This window comes from Mesorhizobium sp. WSM4808 (genome assembly GCF_055811675.1).
In genome coordinates, this window is record NZ_JBVVQX010000002.1 from 14,790 (window position 1) to 28,824 (window position 14,035).

The 14,035-nt window shown below is 62.4% G+C and carries 14 protein-coding genes; 5 read left to right on the top strand and 9 right to left on the bottom strand.

What is annotated here, in order from left to right; genetic code table 11:
* The first annotated feature begins 130 nt into the window (after positions 1–130).
* Positions 131–535, top strand: coding sequence for a DoxX family protein (locus AC0L2U_RS02770; RefSeq protein ID WP_027037842.1), 405 nt, complete (start codon positions 131–133; stop codon positions 533–535).
* Positions 536–781: 246 nt separating this feature from the next.
* On the opposite strand, the gene ppx is transcribed toward AC0L2U_RS02770, so the two are convergent.
* Together ppx and AC0L2U_RS02780 are read right to left on the bottom strand one after the other, a co-directional pair.
* Entirely contained in the window at positions 782–2,317 is a 1,536-nt protein-coding gene (gene ppx, locus AC0L2U_RS02775; RefSeq protein WP_292634128.1) for an exopolyphosphatase, read from the bottom strand.
* On the bottom strand, positions 2,317–4,518 hold the full coding sequence (locus AC0L2U_RS02780) for an RNA degradosome polyphosphate kinase (protein ID WP_027037844.1): 2,202 nt from the start codon (positions 4,516–4,518) through the stop codon (positions 2,317–2,319). The genes ppx and AC0L2U_RS02780 overlap by 1 nt, the downstream gene beginning before the upstream one ends.
* A gap of 207 nt (positions 4,519–4,725) precedes the next feature.
* Between AC0L2U_RS02780 and AC0L2U_RS02785 the strand changes: the two genes are divergently transcribed.
* From AC0L2U_RS02785 to AC0L2U_RS02800, 4 genes are all read left to right on the top strand, one after another.
* Positions 4,726–4,971: a zinc-finger domain-containing protein gene (locus AC0L2U_RS02785; RefSeq protein WP_292634130.1), complete on the top strand. Its 246-nt coding sequence runs from the start codon at positions 4,726–4,728 to the stop codon at positions 4,969–4,971.
* Positions 4,972–4,990: 19 nt separating this feature from the next.
* A complete protein-coding gene (locus AC0L2U_RS02790) occupies positions 4,991–6,217 on the top strand; it encodes an FAD-dependent monooxygenase (RefSeq protein ID WP_292634132.1) in 1,227 nt (408 codons plus the stop codon).
* Positions 6,218–6,305: 88 nt separating this feature from the next.
* Positions 6,306–6,596, top strand: a complete 291-nt coding sequence (locus AC0L2U_RS02795) for a BrnT family toxin (RefSeq protein WP_127810806.1) — start codon at positions 6,306–6,308, stop codon at positions 6,594–6,596.
* On the top strand, positions 6,574–6,897 hold the full coding sequence (locus AC0L2U_RS02800) for a BrnA antitoxin family protein (protein ID WP_128288937.1): 324 nt from the start codon (positions 6,574–6,576) through the stop codon (positions 6,895–6,897). The genes AC0L2U_RS02795 and AC0L2U_RS02800 overlap by 23 nt, the downstream gene beginning before the upstream one ends.
* 15 nt (positions 6,898–6,912) lie before the next feature.
* On the opposite strand, the gene AC0L2U_RS02805 is transcribed toward AC0L2U_RS02800, so the two are convergent.
* The 7 genes from AC0L2U_RS02805 to AC0L2U_RS02835 all read right to left on the bottom strand — a co-directional run bounded on the left by AC0L2U_RS02805 (position 6,913) and on the right by AC0L2U_RS02835 (position 13,958).
* On the bottom strand, positions 6,913–7,581 hold the full coding sequence (locus AC0L2U_RS02805; protein WP_127396949.1) for a TIGR02117 family protein: 669 nt from the start codon (positions 7,579–7,581) through the stop codon (positions 6,913–6,915).
* 109 nt (positions 7,582–7,690) lie between these two features.
* Entirely contained in the window at positions 7,691–8,440 is a 750-nt protein-coding gene (locus tag AC0L2U_RS02810) for an amino acid ABC transporter ATP-binding protein (protein ID WP_031260969.1), read from the bottom strand.
* Between the two features lie 139 nt (positions 8,441–8,579).
* Positions 8,580–9,737, bottom strand: coding sequence for an amino acid ABC transporter permease (locus AC0L2U_RS02815; protein ID WP_127321837.1), 1,158 nt, complete (start codon positions 9,735–9,737; stop codon positions 8,580–8,582).
* Positions 9,738–9,746: 9 nt separating this feature from the next.
* On the bottom strand, positions 9,747–10,934 hold the full coding sequence (locus AC0L2U_RS02820; RefSeq protein WP_127810810.1) for an amino acid ABC transporter permease: 1,188 nt from the start codon (positions 10,932–10,934) through the stop codon (positions 9,747–9,749).
* Positions 10,935–10,997: 63 nt separating this feature from the next.
* A complete protein-coding gene (locus tag AC0L2U_RS02825) occupies positions 10,998–12,026 on the bottom strand; it encodes an amino acid ABC transporter substrate-binding protein (protein ID WP_127268988.1) in 1,029 nt (342 codons plus the stop codon).
* Between the two features lie 441 nt (positions 12,027–12,467).
* Positions 12,468–13,313: a DUF2182 domain-containing protein gene (locus AC0L2U_RS02830; protein ID WP_127810812.1), complete on the bottom strand. Its 846-nt coding sequence runs from the start codon at positions 13,311–13,313 to the stop codon at positions 12,468–12,470.
* A 9-nt stretch (positions 13,314–13,322) separates the two neighbouring features.
* Entirely contained in the window at positions 13,323–13,958 is a 636-nt protein-coding gene (locus AC0L2U_RS02835) for a DUF1326 domain-containing protein (protein ID WP_127810813.1), read from the bottom strand.
* Positions 13,959–14,035: the final 77 nt, after the last annotated feature.

The following is a 14,035-nucleotide window of genomic DNA, read 5'->3' on the forward strand; positions in this document are numbered from 1 at the left end:
CGCGGGCGTTATTTGCCCCCCCCGTTTTTTTGGTTTTGGTACCTGCCCCGCCTAGGGGGGGGGGGTTGTTTTATTTTCGGCGCTTGGATTGGGGTTTGGGGGGGGGGGGCGCCCTACGATGGAGGTGAACATGCCCCGCGACGCGCTGCTCCTGCTCTCCCGGTTGCTGCTCGCCGCCCTGTTCGTGCCTTCCGGTTTCCAGGCATTGAGCGACATTGCGGGCACCACAGGTTATTTCGCCGGCCTCGGCCTGCCGCTGCCGGCACTTGCCGCCTGGGGCACGGGACTGTTCGAACTGATCGCCGGGCTGCTCATCCTGGTCGGTTTCCAGACCCGGATCGCGGCGCTGCTGCTCGCTGCCTTCTGCATTGCCGCTGGCTTCATCGGCCATTACGGCCAGGGCGACGGCGACGGGATGCTCGCCTTCCTGCACCAGCAGATGCTGATGAAGGACATTGCGATATCAGGCGGGTTTGTTGCGCTGGCGATGGCCGGTGCGGGCGCATGGTCGATCGACGGGCGCGGTGCGGTTTGACATCTTTGCTTACACGCGCCCGAGCTGGTCGACCCCCACTCCGTCTCGGCTTCGCCGAGCCACCTCTCCCCCGATCGACGGGGTAGAGGAAGGGCGCGAGCCTATTGCCGCCAACGCTCTTCCAACGAGGCTCCCTTCCTTTCCCTCCGGAGAGGGGAAAGGTGGCGCTGCGAAGCAGCGACGGATTGGGGGAAGCCGGTCCTCAAACGCGAAGCCGCTGATAAATCACGCTCTGGTAGGCCGTGTTCATTTCACTGAAAGGCTCGGGCCGCCCTCGACAGCCAGCACCAGCCGGCGGTTGGTGATCCTGGCCAGCTGTGCCAGGCGCCCGGCCGGCCGCTCGCCATAGAGATCGGCCAGCGATGCCGGCAAGACCAGCGCCAGCACGCCGTTGGCGCGCTGTTCCCATTTCAGCCTGGGCATGATGCCGGGCATCGACGCCGTCAGCAGGTAGACGACGCGCATCATCGCGGCGAGCACGCGGGCGCGCTCCAGATAACGCGGCGGCGCCAGCGCCTTGATCTCGGGGGCGATGGCTTCGTTGAAGATGCCGTCGTGACGAAAGGCGTTGGCCATGGCCAGGAAGGCACGGCCGGGATGGTCGACGCCGAAGAAGGAGGCGTGCGCAATGATGTTGAGCGATTGCTTGCCGCGATATTCGGGATGCGCGCGCCAGCCGATATCGGCCAGCAATGCGGCCGCGTGGCGGTAGCGAGCCTCGTCTTCGGTCTCGTCGATGCCGAAAGCGGCAAAGGTCTTGGCGGTCCAGTCGACAAGTTCATGCGCATGGGCGACGGAGCGCGAGCGCAGGCGGGCGAGTTCCTCCGACGCCGAAATCAAGGGGTCGGCCTTCTGCTCGGCCTCATCGAGCAGCGAATAGAGAAAGCCTTCGCGTACGCCCAGAGCCGAGACGATGATCTTCGACGGCTGCATCGCCGCCATGATCTCCTGCAGCACGACGGCGCCATAGGGCAGCAGCGAACGGCGGTTCTTGGAAACGCCTTCGATGCCCTTGACCTTCTCGATCTCGGCCTTGGCCACCTGCTTGAGGAAATTCGCCGCGCTTTCAGCCGAGATCTCGTAATGGTGCATGACGCCAAGCGGATAGTTGGTCATCTCCATGTGCAGCCGGGCAAGATTTCGCCAGGTGCCGCCGACGGCGTAGAAGGGCCTGCCCTGCCCGCCTTTCAACAGCTTGGCCTTCGCCAGTTCGTCACGCGTGATCTTGGCAGCCTGAGCCAGCGAGTTCTTCGCCATGTCCTGCAGGCGCAGACCGCCCAGCGGCAGCGTGATGCCGTCGCCGATCGCTTCGCCGGCGACGTCGACCAGTTCGAGGCTGCCGCCGCCCAGATCGCCGGCGATGCCGTCGGCCGGATGGAAGCCGGAAATGACGCCGAGCGCCGAATAATACGCTTCCTGACGGCCGCTGATGACACGGATCTCGGTCTTCAGCACTTCCTCGGCGCGGTGGATGAAATCGGGACCGTTGACCGCCTCGCGGGCCGCGGCGGTGGCCAGCACATACATATGCTCGGCGCCGGCCTGGTCGGAAAGCGCGCGAAAGCGGCGGAACTCTTCCATCGAGCGCGTCACCGCCTCGGGATCGAGCTTGCCAGTCGAAACGATGCCGCGGCCGAGACCGGCCAGCATCTTTTCGTTGAACAGCATGGTCGGCGAGCGCGCCAGTCCCTCATAGACGACGAGACGGATCGAGTTCGATCCGATGTCGATGATGGACAGCGGTCGGCGGTCCTGCAGCCGGCCCTGGGAATCAGACAGCATCAGCCGGACGCTGCGGCGTTCTTCTTGCGGCGCTTGAACTGCGCGATGCGCTTGGGCGCATGCGATTTCAGCGCGTCACCCCGTCCCGACAGGCTCGGATTGGTCATGAAATATTCCTGCGCGTTGAACGGTTCCTCGCCCTCCTCCAGCACGACGCGCCGGGAGGTTCCATCAGCCAATACGTCGAAACTTTGCTGATTGTCCATGATGTTGCCCAGCATGATCTGGCCAAGGATCTGTTCATGCACAGTTGGATTGGTGATCGGCACCATGGTTTCGACGCGGCGGTCGAGATTGCGCGGCATCAGGTCGGCCGAAGAGATGTAGACGATCGCCTCGTCCGACGGCAGGCCGTAACCATTGCCGAAACAGTAAATGCGGCTGTGTTCGAGAAAACGGCCGACGATCGACTTTACGCGGATGTTTTCCGACAGGCCCGGAACCTGCGGCCGCAGGCAGCAGATGCCGCGCACGACAAGATCGATCTCGACGCCGGCGCGGCTGGCATCGTAGAGCGCGTCGATGATGATCGGATCGACAAGTGCGTTCATCTTCATCCAGATGCGCGCCGGTTTCCCCTGCACCGCGTAGGCAATCTCGTCGGCAATGTGCTTCAGGATGCGGCTTCTCAGCGTGAACGGCGAGATCGCCAGCCGCATTTCGTCCGTCGGCTCGGCATAGCCGGTGATGAAATTGAACAGCTGGGCGACATCGCGGGCAATCGTCGGATCGGTGGTGAAGAAGGACAGGTCGGTGTAGATGCGCGCCGTTACCGGATGGTAGTTGCCGGTGCCGAGGTGCACGTAGTTGCGCAGCTTGCCGTCCTCGCGCCGCACCACCAGCGACATTTTCGAATGGGTTTTCAGCTCGAGAAAGCCGAACACGACCTGCACGCCGGCACGCTCCAGGTCGCGCGCCCAGCGAATGTTGGCTTCTTCGTCGAAGCGCGCCTTGAGCTCGACAAGCGCGGTGACCGACTTGCCGGCCTCGGCCGCGTCGACCAGCGCACGCACGATCGGGCTGTCATTGGAGGTGCGGTAAAGCGTCTGCTTGATCGCCACCACTTCCGGATCGGCCATCGCCTGGCGCAGGAACTGCACCACGACGTCAAACGATTCGTAGGGGTGATGGACGACGATGTCCTTCTCGCGGATGGCGGCGAAACAATCGCCGCCATGCTCGCGGATGCGCTCGGGAAAACGCGGATTGTAGGGCATGAATTTCAGGTCGTCGCGGGGAACGGCCACGATCTCGGAAATCTGGCTGAGCGCCAATGGACCGGTCAAGACGCTGATGCGGCTCGACGACACGCCAAGCTCGCCGGCGACGAAATCGCGCAATTCGCCAGGCATCAGCCTGTCGAATTCGATGCGGATCACCGAACCCCGCCGCCGCCGCTTCAGCGCCGTTTCGAACAGGCGAACCAAATCCTCGGACTCCTCCTCGACCTCGATATCGCTGTCGCGAATGATACGGAACGTGCCGGAGCCCTTGACCTCGTAGCCGGGGAAGAGCTTGCCGATATAGAGGCCGACCGCCTCTTCCAGCGGGATGAAGCGGACATGATGCTTGCGGTCCGGCAGACGGATGAAGCGCTTCAGCGCCACCGGCAGGCGCAGCAGCGCGCTCATCTCCTCGCCATTCTTGCGATGGCGCAATTGCAGCGCCATCGAGAAGCCGAGATTGGGGATGAACGGAAACGGATGCGCCGGGTCGATCGACAGCGGGGTGAGCACCGGGAAAACCTGTTCCTGGAAATGGTCTTCCAGCCAAATCTTCTCGTCCTTGGTCAGCGCATCGCGGGTGATGCTCTCGATGCCTTCCTTGTTGAGCAGCACGGTAAGCGCCGAAAGGCTCTTCTGCTGGTCTTCCTGCAGTCGCTCGACCTCACGCAGCAGCTGTTCGAGCTGCTGTTCGGGGGTGCGGCCGTCAGGGCTCTTCAGCGTGATGCCCTCGCGCACCTGGCCGGCAAGACCGGCAACACGGACCATGAAGAACTCGTCGAGGTTGGCGGCCGAGATCGACAGGAAGCGGACGCGCTCCAGCAGCGGATGATTGAGGTTCAGCGATTCCTCGAGAACGCGCCGGTTGAACTGCAGCCAGGAAAACTCGCGGTTGACAAACCGGTCCGGGTTGCCGCCCTCCGGGCGAGCCACCTCGACATCCACGAATTCGTTCTGCACCGGCTTCAGTTCGTTCATGATTCCCGCTCTTCCCGTACCGTCAGCCGGTTAGCCGTCTTATAGCGACCCATGGTCCATCCCGAAAACCGAAATCGGTTTTCGGGTCATGGGTTAACCGGCTTAACTTATCCTCTGACAGGCTTTTGCGACAGTTTCATTTCATCGAACTTGCAAAGAGGTCTGATATGATCCAGATGCAGACGAGACTGCGTTAAGGAGACGACGATGGCAGGCGGTTCCATTCCCCATTTTCAGAACGATGCGGGCTTTCAGGCAATCGACATCGGCGTGAAGGAATTCATGTGCACGGGCGCCAATCCGCCTTTCGACCACCCGCATGTGTTTCTGGACATGGGCGACGACAACGAAAAAGTCTGCCCCTATTGCTCGACGCTCTACCGCTATTCGCCGAAGCTGAAGGCAACGGAAACGCTGCCGGCCGGCTGCATCTACATAGAACAAGCCGCCTGAGTCTTTCGCGACCAGCCCGATGAACGACACGCGCTCCCGGCAAATTGTCATCGCCGGGGCGGGTGTCGCCGGATTGACCGCAGCCCTCGCGTTCGCCGAACGCGGCTACCTTGTTCGGGTGTTCGAACAGGCGCAGCGCCTGGAAGCTGCCGGCGCCGGCATCCAGCTCTCTCCAAACGCGACCCTCATCCTTCGCCAGCTTGGTGTACTCGACCGGCTGCTGCCGGCGGCGGTGCGGCCGGAAGCCGTGGTGTTGAAGGAGGCCGCGACCTTGCGCGAACTGGCGCGCGTGCCGCTGGGGCAAGCCGCCGAAACGCGCTGGCAGGCACCCTATCTCGTCGCGCACAGGGCCGATCTGCAGAGCGCACTGACCGCGCGCGTTGCCGAGATGCCGGATATCCATCTCACCACCGGCGCCCGCATCGGCGACGTTGACACCGGCCCGGATGGCATCACCGCGACGGCCGAGATCGGCGGCAAGACCATCGAGGCGGAGGGTTTCCTGCTGGTTGGGGCCGATGGCGTCTGGTCGTCGGTGCGCGCACTTGTCGATTCGGCCAAGGGGTCGGCTTCGCCAAGGAACCATTTCTCCGGCGAACTGGCCTGGCGCGCCACCGTCGCGGCCGGCAGTGCCGCCGGTCGGAGCTTTGCCGCCATAGGCGCCAGGGACTGCGTCACCACCTTCCTGCATCCCGGCTTCCATATGGTCGCCTATCCCGTCAGCAAGGGTGCGGCCTTCAATCTCGCGGCCTTCACCAGGGGCGACCGCATTGCCGAGGGCTGGTCCGGCAACGCCGACGCCGGGATCCTGACCCGAGCCCTGCGCGGCACCGCGGCAGAACTTGCCCGTCTGGTCGAGCAGGCCGGCCCGTGGACCGCATGGCCGATCCACACTGTTGACCCGCAACAGCCCTGGACAACACCGAACGGCATTGCGCTGATCGGCGACGCCGCGCATGCGATGACCCCATTCGCTGCGCAAGGTGCGGCGATGGCGATCGAGGATGCGGCGACGCTTGCCGACATCATCGCCGACTTCCCTGCCGACCCCCTGGCCGCACTTGCCGTCTGGGAGCAGTCTCGGCGGCCGCGTGTCGCGCAGGTCGCCCGACGCGGCGCTGTCAACCGGCTGGCCTGGCATGCCTCGGGTCCAGTGGCGATTGCGCGCAATGTGTTCCTGAAGGTGCGCTCGTCGGAAAAACTCGCGGCGGATCTGGACTGGCTCTACGGCTGGCGGGCTCATTAGAATGCTTACATCGATAGAATGCTTACATCGGTCGACCTTGACGTAATGGCAATTTGTAGTTACATTTTTGTAGTCAACGAGGCGCAAATTGCGATTTGAATGGGACGCCGAAAAGGCGAAATCCAATTTCCGCAAGCATGGCGTAAGCTTCGACACCGCCGTTCGTGTTTTCGCCGATCCTTTCGCGCTATTGGAGCATGATCGAATTGAAGGGGGCGAATATCGTTGGCAGACAACCGGCTTGGTTGACACCGCATTGATATTGCTGGTTGCACACGCAGATCGAGAGGAAGACGGGATCGAGGTGATCCGCATCATTTCAGCGCGGCGAGCTACGTCCAAAGAGAAAAGGCATTATGCGCAAAATCGTTCGATATGAATTCGACCCGGCCAATCCGCCTCCTCTGACAGAAGCACAGAAAGCGGAGATCGCGGCTTTGAAGGCGCGACCAGAGGATGATGTCGACACGAGCGACATTCCCGAATTGACCGAGGAATTCTGGCAGAACGCCGTCCGAAATCCTTATTTCAAGCCGGTCAAGCAACAACTGACCCTGCGTCTCGATTCTGACCTCGTCGCCTGGTTCAAAAGGCGCGCACCGGATGGTCGCGGCTACCAGGGTGCAATCAACAGAGCGCTTCGAGAATATGTGTCCAAACAGGATCGCAAGGCCGGCTGATCACCGGAATGGCCTTCAATTATACAGCCGCATCGACAGGCCAAGCGATACAGGCAGCGGGTTCCACCAGCCGGTGCGCAGGCCGGCGATGCGCAAGGCCGCCGCCGTCCAGGTGTTGCAGCCGACCAGTGCGTTGAAATGGCCATTGGCTTCGTAGAAGCCGTCGAACCTGGAATAGGCTGCGTCCGGAACGAGGGTCGGGCCTTTCGGTCCCCGCTGGAAACTTGCATCGATGAAATCGAGCAACGCCGTGAACCGATCCTCGGTGATGTCGAATCCCGCGATATCGGGGCGCGGTTCGAGGATGTCACCGGCGACATCGACATGCATGACCGACGCGTCGAGTGTCAGTGCCTTCATCACCGGCACCGCCTTCAGCTCGGACCATGTCGGCGTCTCCAGGTAGAAGGCGCGGCCGCCCCAGCCGAAGACGATGTAGCGGACCTCCGGCCTGTCGGCCGGTATGCCCGCGTCGACCAGGAAATGGAAACGCCGGCGCACGGCGTCATCGACCGGGATGGCGATATCGGTGTGGATCGGATTGTTCAGCACCAGGATGTGACGCGTCGCGGCTGGCACGGCGGCGGCGGCCGGCCACAGCGGCCGTGGCACGAAGGTGCCCGTCGTCAGGGCGAGTGCGACGAGAACCAACAGAAGACCCAGAAAACGTCCCAGTCTTTTCATGAAAGGCGGCCCTGCAAACGCGCTCCGGCGCGACACGAACGCCCGCCTGTTATCCATACGCAAAAGAGCCCGGCAGTGTTTCAGCCGGGCTCTTCGTGGCCGTCGAGGCCTAGTGCAGGATCTGCGACAGGAACAGCTTCGTGCGCTCGTGGCGCGGGTGGTCGAAGAACTCGGCCGGCGTGTTCTGCTCGACGATCTGGCCCTGGTCCATGAAGATTACACGGTTGGCGACCTTGCGGGCGAAGCCCATCTCGTGGGTGACACACAGCATGGTCATGCCTTCCTCGGCAAGGCCAACCATGGTCTCCAGCACTTCCTTGATCATCTCCGGATCGAGCGCCGAGGTCGGCTCGTCGAACAGCATGATGCGCGGGTTCATGCACAGCGAACGGGCAATCGCCACACGCTGCTGCTGGCCGCCGGACAATTGGCCGGGATATTTGTGGGCCTGTTCCGGAATCTTGACGCGCTTGAGGAAATGCATGGCGATTTCCTCGGCCTGTTTCTTCGGCGTCTTGCGCACCCAGATCGGCGCCAGCGTGCAGTTCTCCAGGATGGTCAGATGCGGGAACAGGTTGAAGTGCTGGAACACCATGCCGACCTCGCGGCGCACCTCGTCGATCTTCTTGAGATCGTTGGTCAGTTCCTTGCCATCGACGATGATCTTGCCCTTCTGGTGCTCCTCCAGACGGTTGATGCAGCGGATCATGGTCGATTTGCCGGAGCCGGAGGGGCCGCAGATGACGATACGCTCGCCGCGCATCACTTTCAGGTTGATGTCCTTCAGCACATGGAACTCGCCGTACCATTTGTGCATGGCGATGATGTCGATGGCGACATCGGTCGTCGAAATCTGCATCTTGGCGGCGTTGACCTTGATCTCTTCGGCGCTGACGGCATTTTCGGTGGCCATGACAGGGATCCCCTTGTTCTTTTGTCGTTGGTAGTGATGCATGTCGTTATCCCAAAACCGCTATACACTTTTGGGCGACATGCATTCAGCGTTTGTGGCCGGTGTCGAGCCGGCGTTCGGTGTACATTGAATAGCGCGACATGCCGAAGCAGAACAGCCAGAAGACGAAGGCCGCGAAGATCAGGCCTGACCTCGCCGTCTGCGCGGTTGCCCAGTTTGCATCGGAGAAATTCTGTTTGACGATGCCGAGCAGGTCGAACATCGAGATGATGATGACCAGGCTGGTGTCCTTGAACATGCCGATGAAGGTGTTGACGATGCCTGGAATAACCAGTTTCAGCGCCTGCGGCATGACGATGAAATACATTTTCTGCCAATAGCCGAGACCGAGCGAATCGGCACCTTCATACTGGCCCTTGGGGATCGCCTGCAGGCCGCCGCGCACCACTTCGGCCATATAGGCCGCGGCAAACAGCGACACCCCGATCAGCGCGCGCAGGAACTTGTCGAACGACACACCCTCCGGCAGGAACAGCGGCAGCATGACGCTGGCGAAGAACAGCACGGTGATCAGCGGGATGCCGCGCACCGTCTCGATGAAGACAACGCACAGCGTCTTGATGATCGGCATCTTGGAACGGCGGCCGAGCGCCAGCACGATGCCGAGCGGCAGCGACACGGCAATGCCGACGAAAGACAGGCTGAGCGTCACCAAGAGCCCACCCCAAAGCGAGGTCTCGACATGCGGCAGGCCGAACATGCCGCCGACCAGCAGGACGAAGGCGACGATCGGCAGCACGAAGAACAGCAGAACCGCATTCAGCCCTTTGCGCGGCACCTTCGGGATCAGCATCGGCACCAGCAGCGCCACGAACAGGATAGCGACCAGGATCGGCCGCCAGCGCTCCTCGATGGGATAGCGCCCGAGCATGAACTGGCCGAATTTGGCATTGACGAAAGCCCAGCAGGCGCCGGTCCAGCCATCCGGCTGGATGCCGCCTTGCGCCACCGTGGCGCATACGGTCCGGTCCGGTCCCGTCCACACGGCGTTGATGAACGCCCAATTGATGATTTGCGGCAGGATCATCGCCACCAGGGCGATGCCGACGATCGTCAAGATGGTGTCGCCGGCAGAAGCGATCAGGTTCTTGCGCACCCAAGCGCCGAGGCCGGTGACGCTGGCGGGCGCCGGCTGCGCCAGCACCATTTCGGTGCGCACCCAGGACATATCATGTTCTTGCATGTCCTTACCTCACCTCTCCACCAGCGCCATCTTGGCGTTGAACCAGTTCATCACAAGCGAGGTCAGGAGGCTGATGGCGAGGTAGATCACCATCATGATCACCACGCCTTCGACGGCCTGGCCGGTCTGGTTCAGCACCGTCCCGGCGGTCGCCGTCAGGTCCGGATAGCCGATGGCGATGGCCAGCGACGAGTTCTTGGTCAGGTTGAGATACTGGCTGGTCAGCGGCGGAATGACGATGCGCATGGCCTGCGGCACGACGACCAGCCGCAGGATCGATCCGGACCGCAAGCCCAACGCACCGGCAGCTTCCGTCTGGCCCGCGCTGACACCCCTGATGCCGGCGCGCACGATCTCGGCGATGAAGGCGGCGGTATAGCAGGACAGCGCCAGATAAAGCGACAGGAACTCCGGCCGGACCTGGAAGCCGCCGGTCAGGTTGAAAGTCGACTGCTTCGGGTAGTCGAAGCTCAGGGGAAAGCCGCTCAGCGCATAGGCGAGCAGCGGCAGCCCGACGATCAGCGCCGCGGACGTCCAAAACACTGGAAATTGCTGGCCGGTCGCCATCTGCCGTTGCCGCGCCTTGCGCGCGACGAACCACGCCATGGCGATGCCGACAAGCAGGGCGACGAAGATCAGCCATGAGCCGTCGCCCCACACGGCGCGTGGAAAATAGAAACCGCGCTGGTTGAGGAAGGAGCCGAACGGCAGGTTGTAGCTGTCGCGTGGTGCCGGCAGCACGGCCAGCACGCCGGAATACCAGAAGAAGATGACCAGCAGCGGCGGGATGTTGCGGAAGACCTCGACATAGACGGTGCAGATCTTCCGGATCAGCCAGTTCTGCGAGAGCCGGCCGATGCCGATGACGAAGCCGATGATTGTCGCGGTGATGATGCCGACGATGGCGACGATGAGCGTGTTGAGGAGGCCGACCAGAATGGCGCGGCCATAGGTCGAATCCGACGAATAGGCGATCGCGCTCTCGCTGATGTCGAAGCCGGCGCGGCCCTTGAGGAAGCCGAAGCCTGAAGCGATGCGCAGCCGCGTCAGGTTGTCGATGACGTTGTGGGCAATCCACCAGACGCCCGCCACCAGCAGCACGACGACCAGCACCTGGAAGAATATGCCCCGGATTTTCGGATCGTTGATGAAGGAGCCGCGGCTGGGCTCCTCGCGAAGTACGTCCTGCGATGCCATTCGACCGTCCCCTGGAAAGAGAAACCGGGAGGCAGATGATCTGCCTCCCGGATCACATTTCGATCAGCGGATCGGCGGCGCGTATTGCAGGCCGCCCTTGGTCCACAGCGCGTTGATGCCGCGCGCGATCTTCAGCGGGCTGCCCGAGCCGACATTGCGCTCGAACATTTCGCCATAATTGCCGACGGCCTTGACGATGTTGACCACCCAGTCATTGGAGACGCCGAGATCGGTGCCGATCTTGGTATCGGCTTCCTGGCCGAGCACGCGCTTGATCTCGGGGCTTGCCGAGTTCTTCATCTCCTCGACATTGGCCTTGGTGATGCCGAGCTCTTCAGCCTGCAGCAGCGCGAAATAGGTCCACTTGACGATGTGATACCACTGGTCGTCGCCCTGGCGAACGGCCGGTCCGAGCGGCTCCTTGGAGATGATCTCGGGCAGCACGACGTGGTCGGCCGGCGCTCCCAGCGTCAGGCGGATGCCGTAGAGGCCCGACTGATCGGTGGTGTAGACGTCGCAGCGGCCGGCATCATAGGCGGCGTTGACCTCTTCCAGCTTCTCGAAGACGACGGGATTGTACTCCATCTTGTTGGCCTTGAAGTAGTCGGCGAGGTTCAGCTCGGTGGTGGTGCCGCTCTGCACGCAGACGGCTGCGCCCGAAAGCTGCAGGGCCGAATTGACGCCCGGCAGCTTCTTGGCGTTGATCATGAAACCCTGGCCGTCATAGTAGGTGACGCCGATGAAGTTCAGGCCAAGCGCCGTATCGCGGTTGATGGTCCAGGTGGTGTTGCGCGACAGGATGTCGATCTCGCCCGACTGCAGCGCGGTGAACCGCTCCTTGGCGCTGAGCGGCGTGAACTTGACCTTGGAGCCGTCACCAAAGACGGCGGCCGCGACAGCGCGGCAGAAATCCGCATCGATGCCTTGCCAGTCACCCTTGTCGTCCGGCGCCGAAAAGCCGGCAAGGCCGGTGGAGACGCCGCACTGGATGAAGCCCTTCGCCTTGACGGTGTCGAGCGTGGCCGCCGACGCGGCGGACGCCATCAATCCAAGCGTGGCGGCGCCTAGAATGCCGATAGCAATGTGTTTCATGACCCACAGACCCTTTTCTCTGTTTTCAGGAGTAAATCCTGATTTTTTTCTCCCGTGTGAACGCGGCTTCATCCCGGCCCATTCCCGAAACCCCGCATCGTAACCGACGCGCCGCCTCCCATTCACAAATGTCATCGAAGGCGATAATTCCTGTGAGGTCAAGGGAAATGACCGAAACCCAAAGAGTTTGAAAACCGATTGCCGCAAATGCCCGATTTACAGACAAACACGCCCGCGATTTAGCCAGCAGGGCTAATAAAGGCGGCAAATCTCATGCAACGCCAACGCGGGGCCAATACGGGCCGCGGCAGCGAAATCCATCCCGGGCAATAGCTCGTCGTTGTTGACCTCCGCGTGCGACGAACTACCAGGTCCCAAGATTGTCATCTGACAATTTACTGACGGCTGCATACCAATACAGACCGCCGACGAAGACTGTTCTCAAAGGGCTTGAAAGACGATCCAGATCCCGATGGCGGCCATCAACGCGCCTGAAACGCGCGGAATCAGCTGCCCGGTCGGCACCGTCTTCTCCAGCAGAACAAGGATGGCGATGCCGGCGATCCACAGCACGTTCATGACGCCACCGACGAACAACAGAGCCATCAGCGCCCAGCAGCACCCCAGGCAATAAGCGCCGTGATCGATGCCGAGCCGAAGCGCGCCGAGCGGAGCGGAGCGGAATCCGCCACGGCCGGCCAGGAACGCGATCGGCGCCTGACATTCGCGCAGGCAGACGCCCTTCATCGGCGTCCATTGATAGAGACCGGCGGCGATCAGAACGAGGCCGCCGAGGATCGCGCTGCCGGTTGCCATCGAGGGATCGAGCAAGGCAAGACGGGCGAGAAGCCATTGCGCACCGGTCGCCAGGAGGCTGAAGACGACCCAGACGGCGAGATAGCCGGCAAAAAACCATCCCGTCGAAGCGATGGGCCGGCCATCCGCCCGCGCCTTGCGGCCGACACCGGCATAGAGCAGCAACATCGGCGCGACCGACGGCGTCATCATGCCGACCATCATCACCGCCCACATCGTGAAGGTGAAGGCGAAATCGCCCAATGCCCAGGGCCGGAAGCCGGGCGCCATGGCGGCGCCCATATCCATGCCGGCCATATCCATGCCGGCCATGTCGCCGCCTCCGCCGTCCGGCAAGGGGGAGCCGGGCATGACCATGGTGGCGGCGAGCCACAGCACATAGGCCCAGGCGAGCACGGCAATCACCACGAGCGCGGCCATCACGACCGCGCGATCGCGCCTCAGCACCGCCTCGAGGGCCGTATCGCCCATTGGATCAGGTCAATGCACGATGCCGCTCTGCGTAAGATGCAGATTGGCGAAATGGCTGTGCGTATCGGCCAGTTCGAACTTGATCGGGCCCGTCGCCTTGGTCCAGCCGCGCCCGACCTCGGCGATCGCGTATTCGAAGCCGTGCGGCAAGTCGATGCGCGCCTGGTGCGCGGCGCCGGTGACCGGATTCCGGATCGGCTCGCCGCGACCGTCGGTTATACCCTCGACATGCAGCTGACTGGTTCGCGCGTCGACGTCGATCTTGAATTCGATCGGCGCGAAGATCGGATCGTGGAATTTCTCCAGCGTGGTCGAAAAGACCTGAAATATCGTTGCACCTGGCTCGGTGTCCAGACCGCCCAATATGCGAAGCAGCGCGCCACGTTGGGCTTCCGTCGCCCTCTCGTCGATGACCACCGCGGCTTCACCCCCGCCCTGGTGTATGGCGCCGGGCCATCTGAAAATCCCGACGAACCGCAACCCGTCGAGCTTGGTGTCGCCGTGATGGCCGCTCTCGATTTCCATGCCGGCGACCGCCTGGCAGAATCCGTATGTCGGCATGGCGTTGAACTGGCACGGGCAGCCATAGGCGCAGTTGCAGTTGATGAATTCGCTCGCCTTCATGGCCCATTTGACGTCCGGCATGTCATTCCTCCCTTGCCGCACTCACGCTTCATGAGCGCGATCCGGATCGTGGAGGACCAGAAGTCAACCGGCAGCAA

Bases quoted from the DNA above. Each gene is read 5' to 3' on its own strand.
- AC0L2U_RS02815 (WP_127321837.1), bottom strand. From the start codon at position 9,737: ATGCAAGAACATGATATGTCCTGGGTGCGCACCGAAATGGTGCTGGCG.
- AC0L2U_RS02780 (WP_027037844.1), bottom strand. From the start codon at position 4,518: ATGAACGAACTGAAGCCGGTGCAGAACGAATTCGTGGATGTCGAGGTG.
- AC0L2U_RS02830 (WP_127810812.1), bottom strand. From the start codon at position 13,313: ATGGGCGATACGGCCCTCGAGGCGGTGCTGAGGCGCGATCGCGCGGTC.
- AC0L2U_RS02810 (WP_031260969.1), bottom strand. From the start codon at position 8,440: ATGCAGATTTCGACGACCGATGTCGCCATCGACATCATCGCCATGCAC.
- AC0L2U_RS02835 (WP_127810813.1), bottom strand. From the start codon at position 13,958: ATGCCGGACGTCAAATGGGCCATGAAGGCGAGCGAATTCATCAACTGC.
- AC0L2U_RS02805 (WP_127396949.1), bottom strand. From the start codon at position 7,581: ATGAAAAGACTGGGACGTTTTCTGGGTCTTCTGTTGGTTCTCGTCGCA.
- ppx (WP_292634128.1), bottom strand. From the start codon at position 2,317: ATGCTGTCTGATTCCCAGGGCCGGCTGCAGGACCGCCGACCGCTGTCC.
- AC0L2U_RS02820 (WP_127810810.1), bottom strand. From the start codon at position 10,934: ATGGCATCGCAGGACGTACTTCGCGAGGAGCCCAGCCGCGGCTCCTTC.
- AC0L2U_RS02785 (WP_292634130.1), top strand. From the start codon at position 4,726: ATGGCAGGCGGTTCCATTCCCCATTTTCAGAACGATGCGGGCTTTCAG.
- AC0L2U_RS02825 (WP_127268988.1), bottom strand. From the start codon at position 12,026: ATGAAACACATTGCTATCGGCATTCTAGGCGCCGCCACGCTTGGATTG.
- AC0L2U_RS02770 (WP_027037842.1), top strand. From the start codon at position 131: ATGCCCCGCGACGCGCTGCTCCTGCTCTCCCGGTTGCTGCTCGCCGCC.
- AC0L2U_RS02800 (WP_128288937.1), top strand. From the start codon at position 6,574: ATGCGCAAAATCGTTCGATATGAATTCGACCCGGCCAATCCGCCTCCT.
- AC0L2U_RS02790 (WP_292634132.1), top strand. From the start codon at position 4,991: ATGAACGACACGCGCTCCCGGCAAATTGTCATCGCCGGGGCGGGTGTC.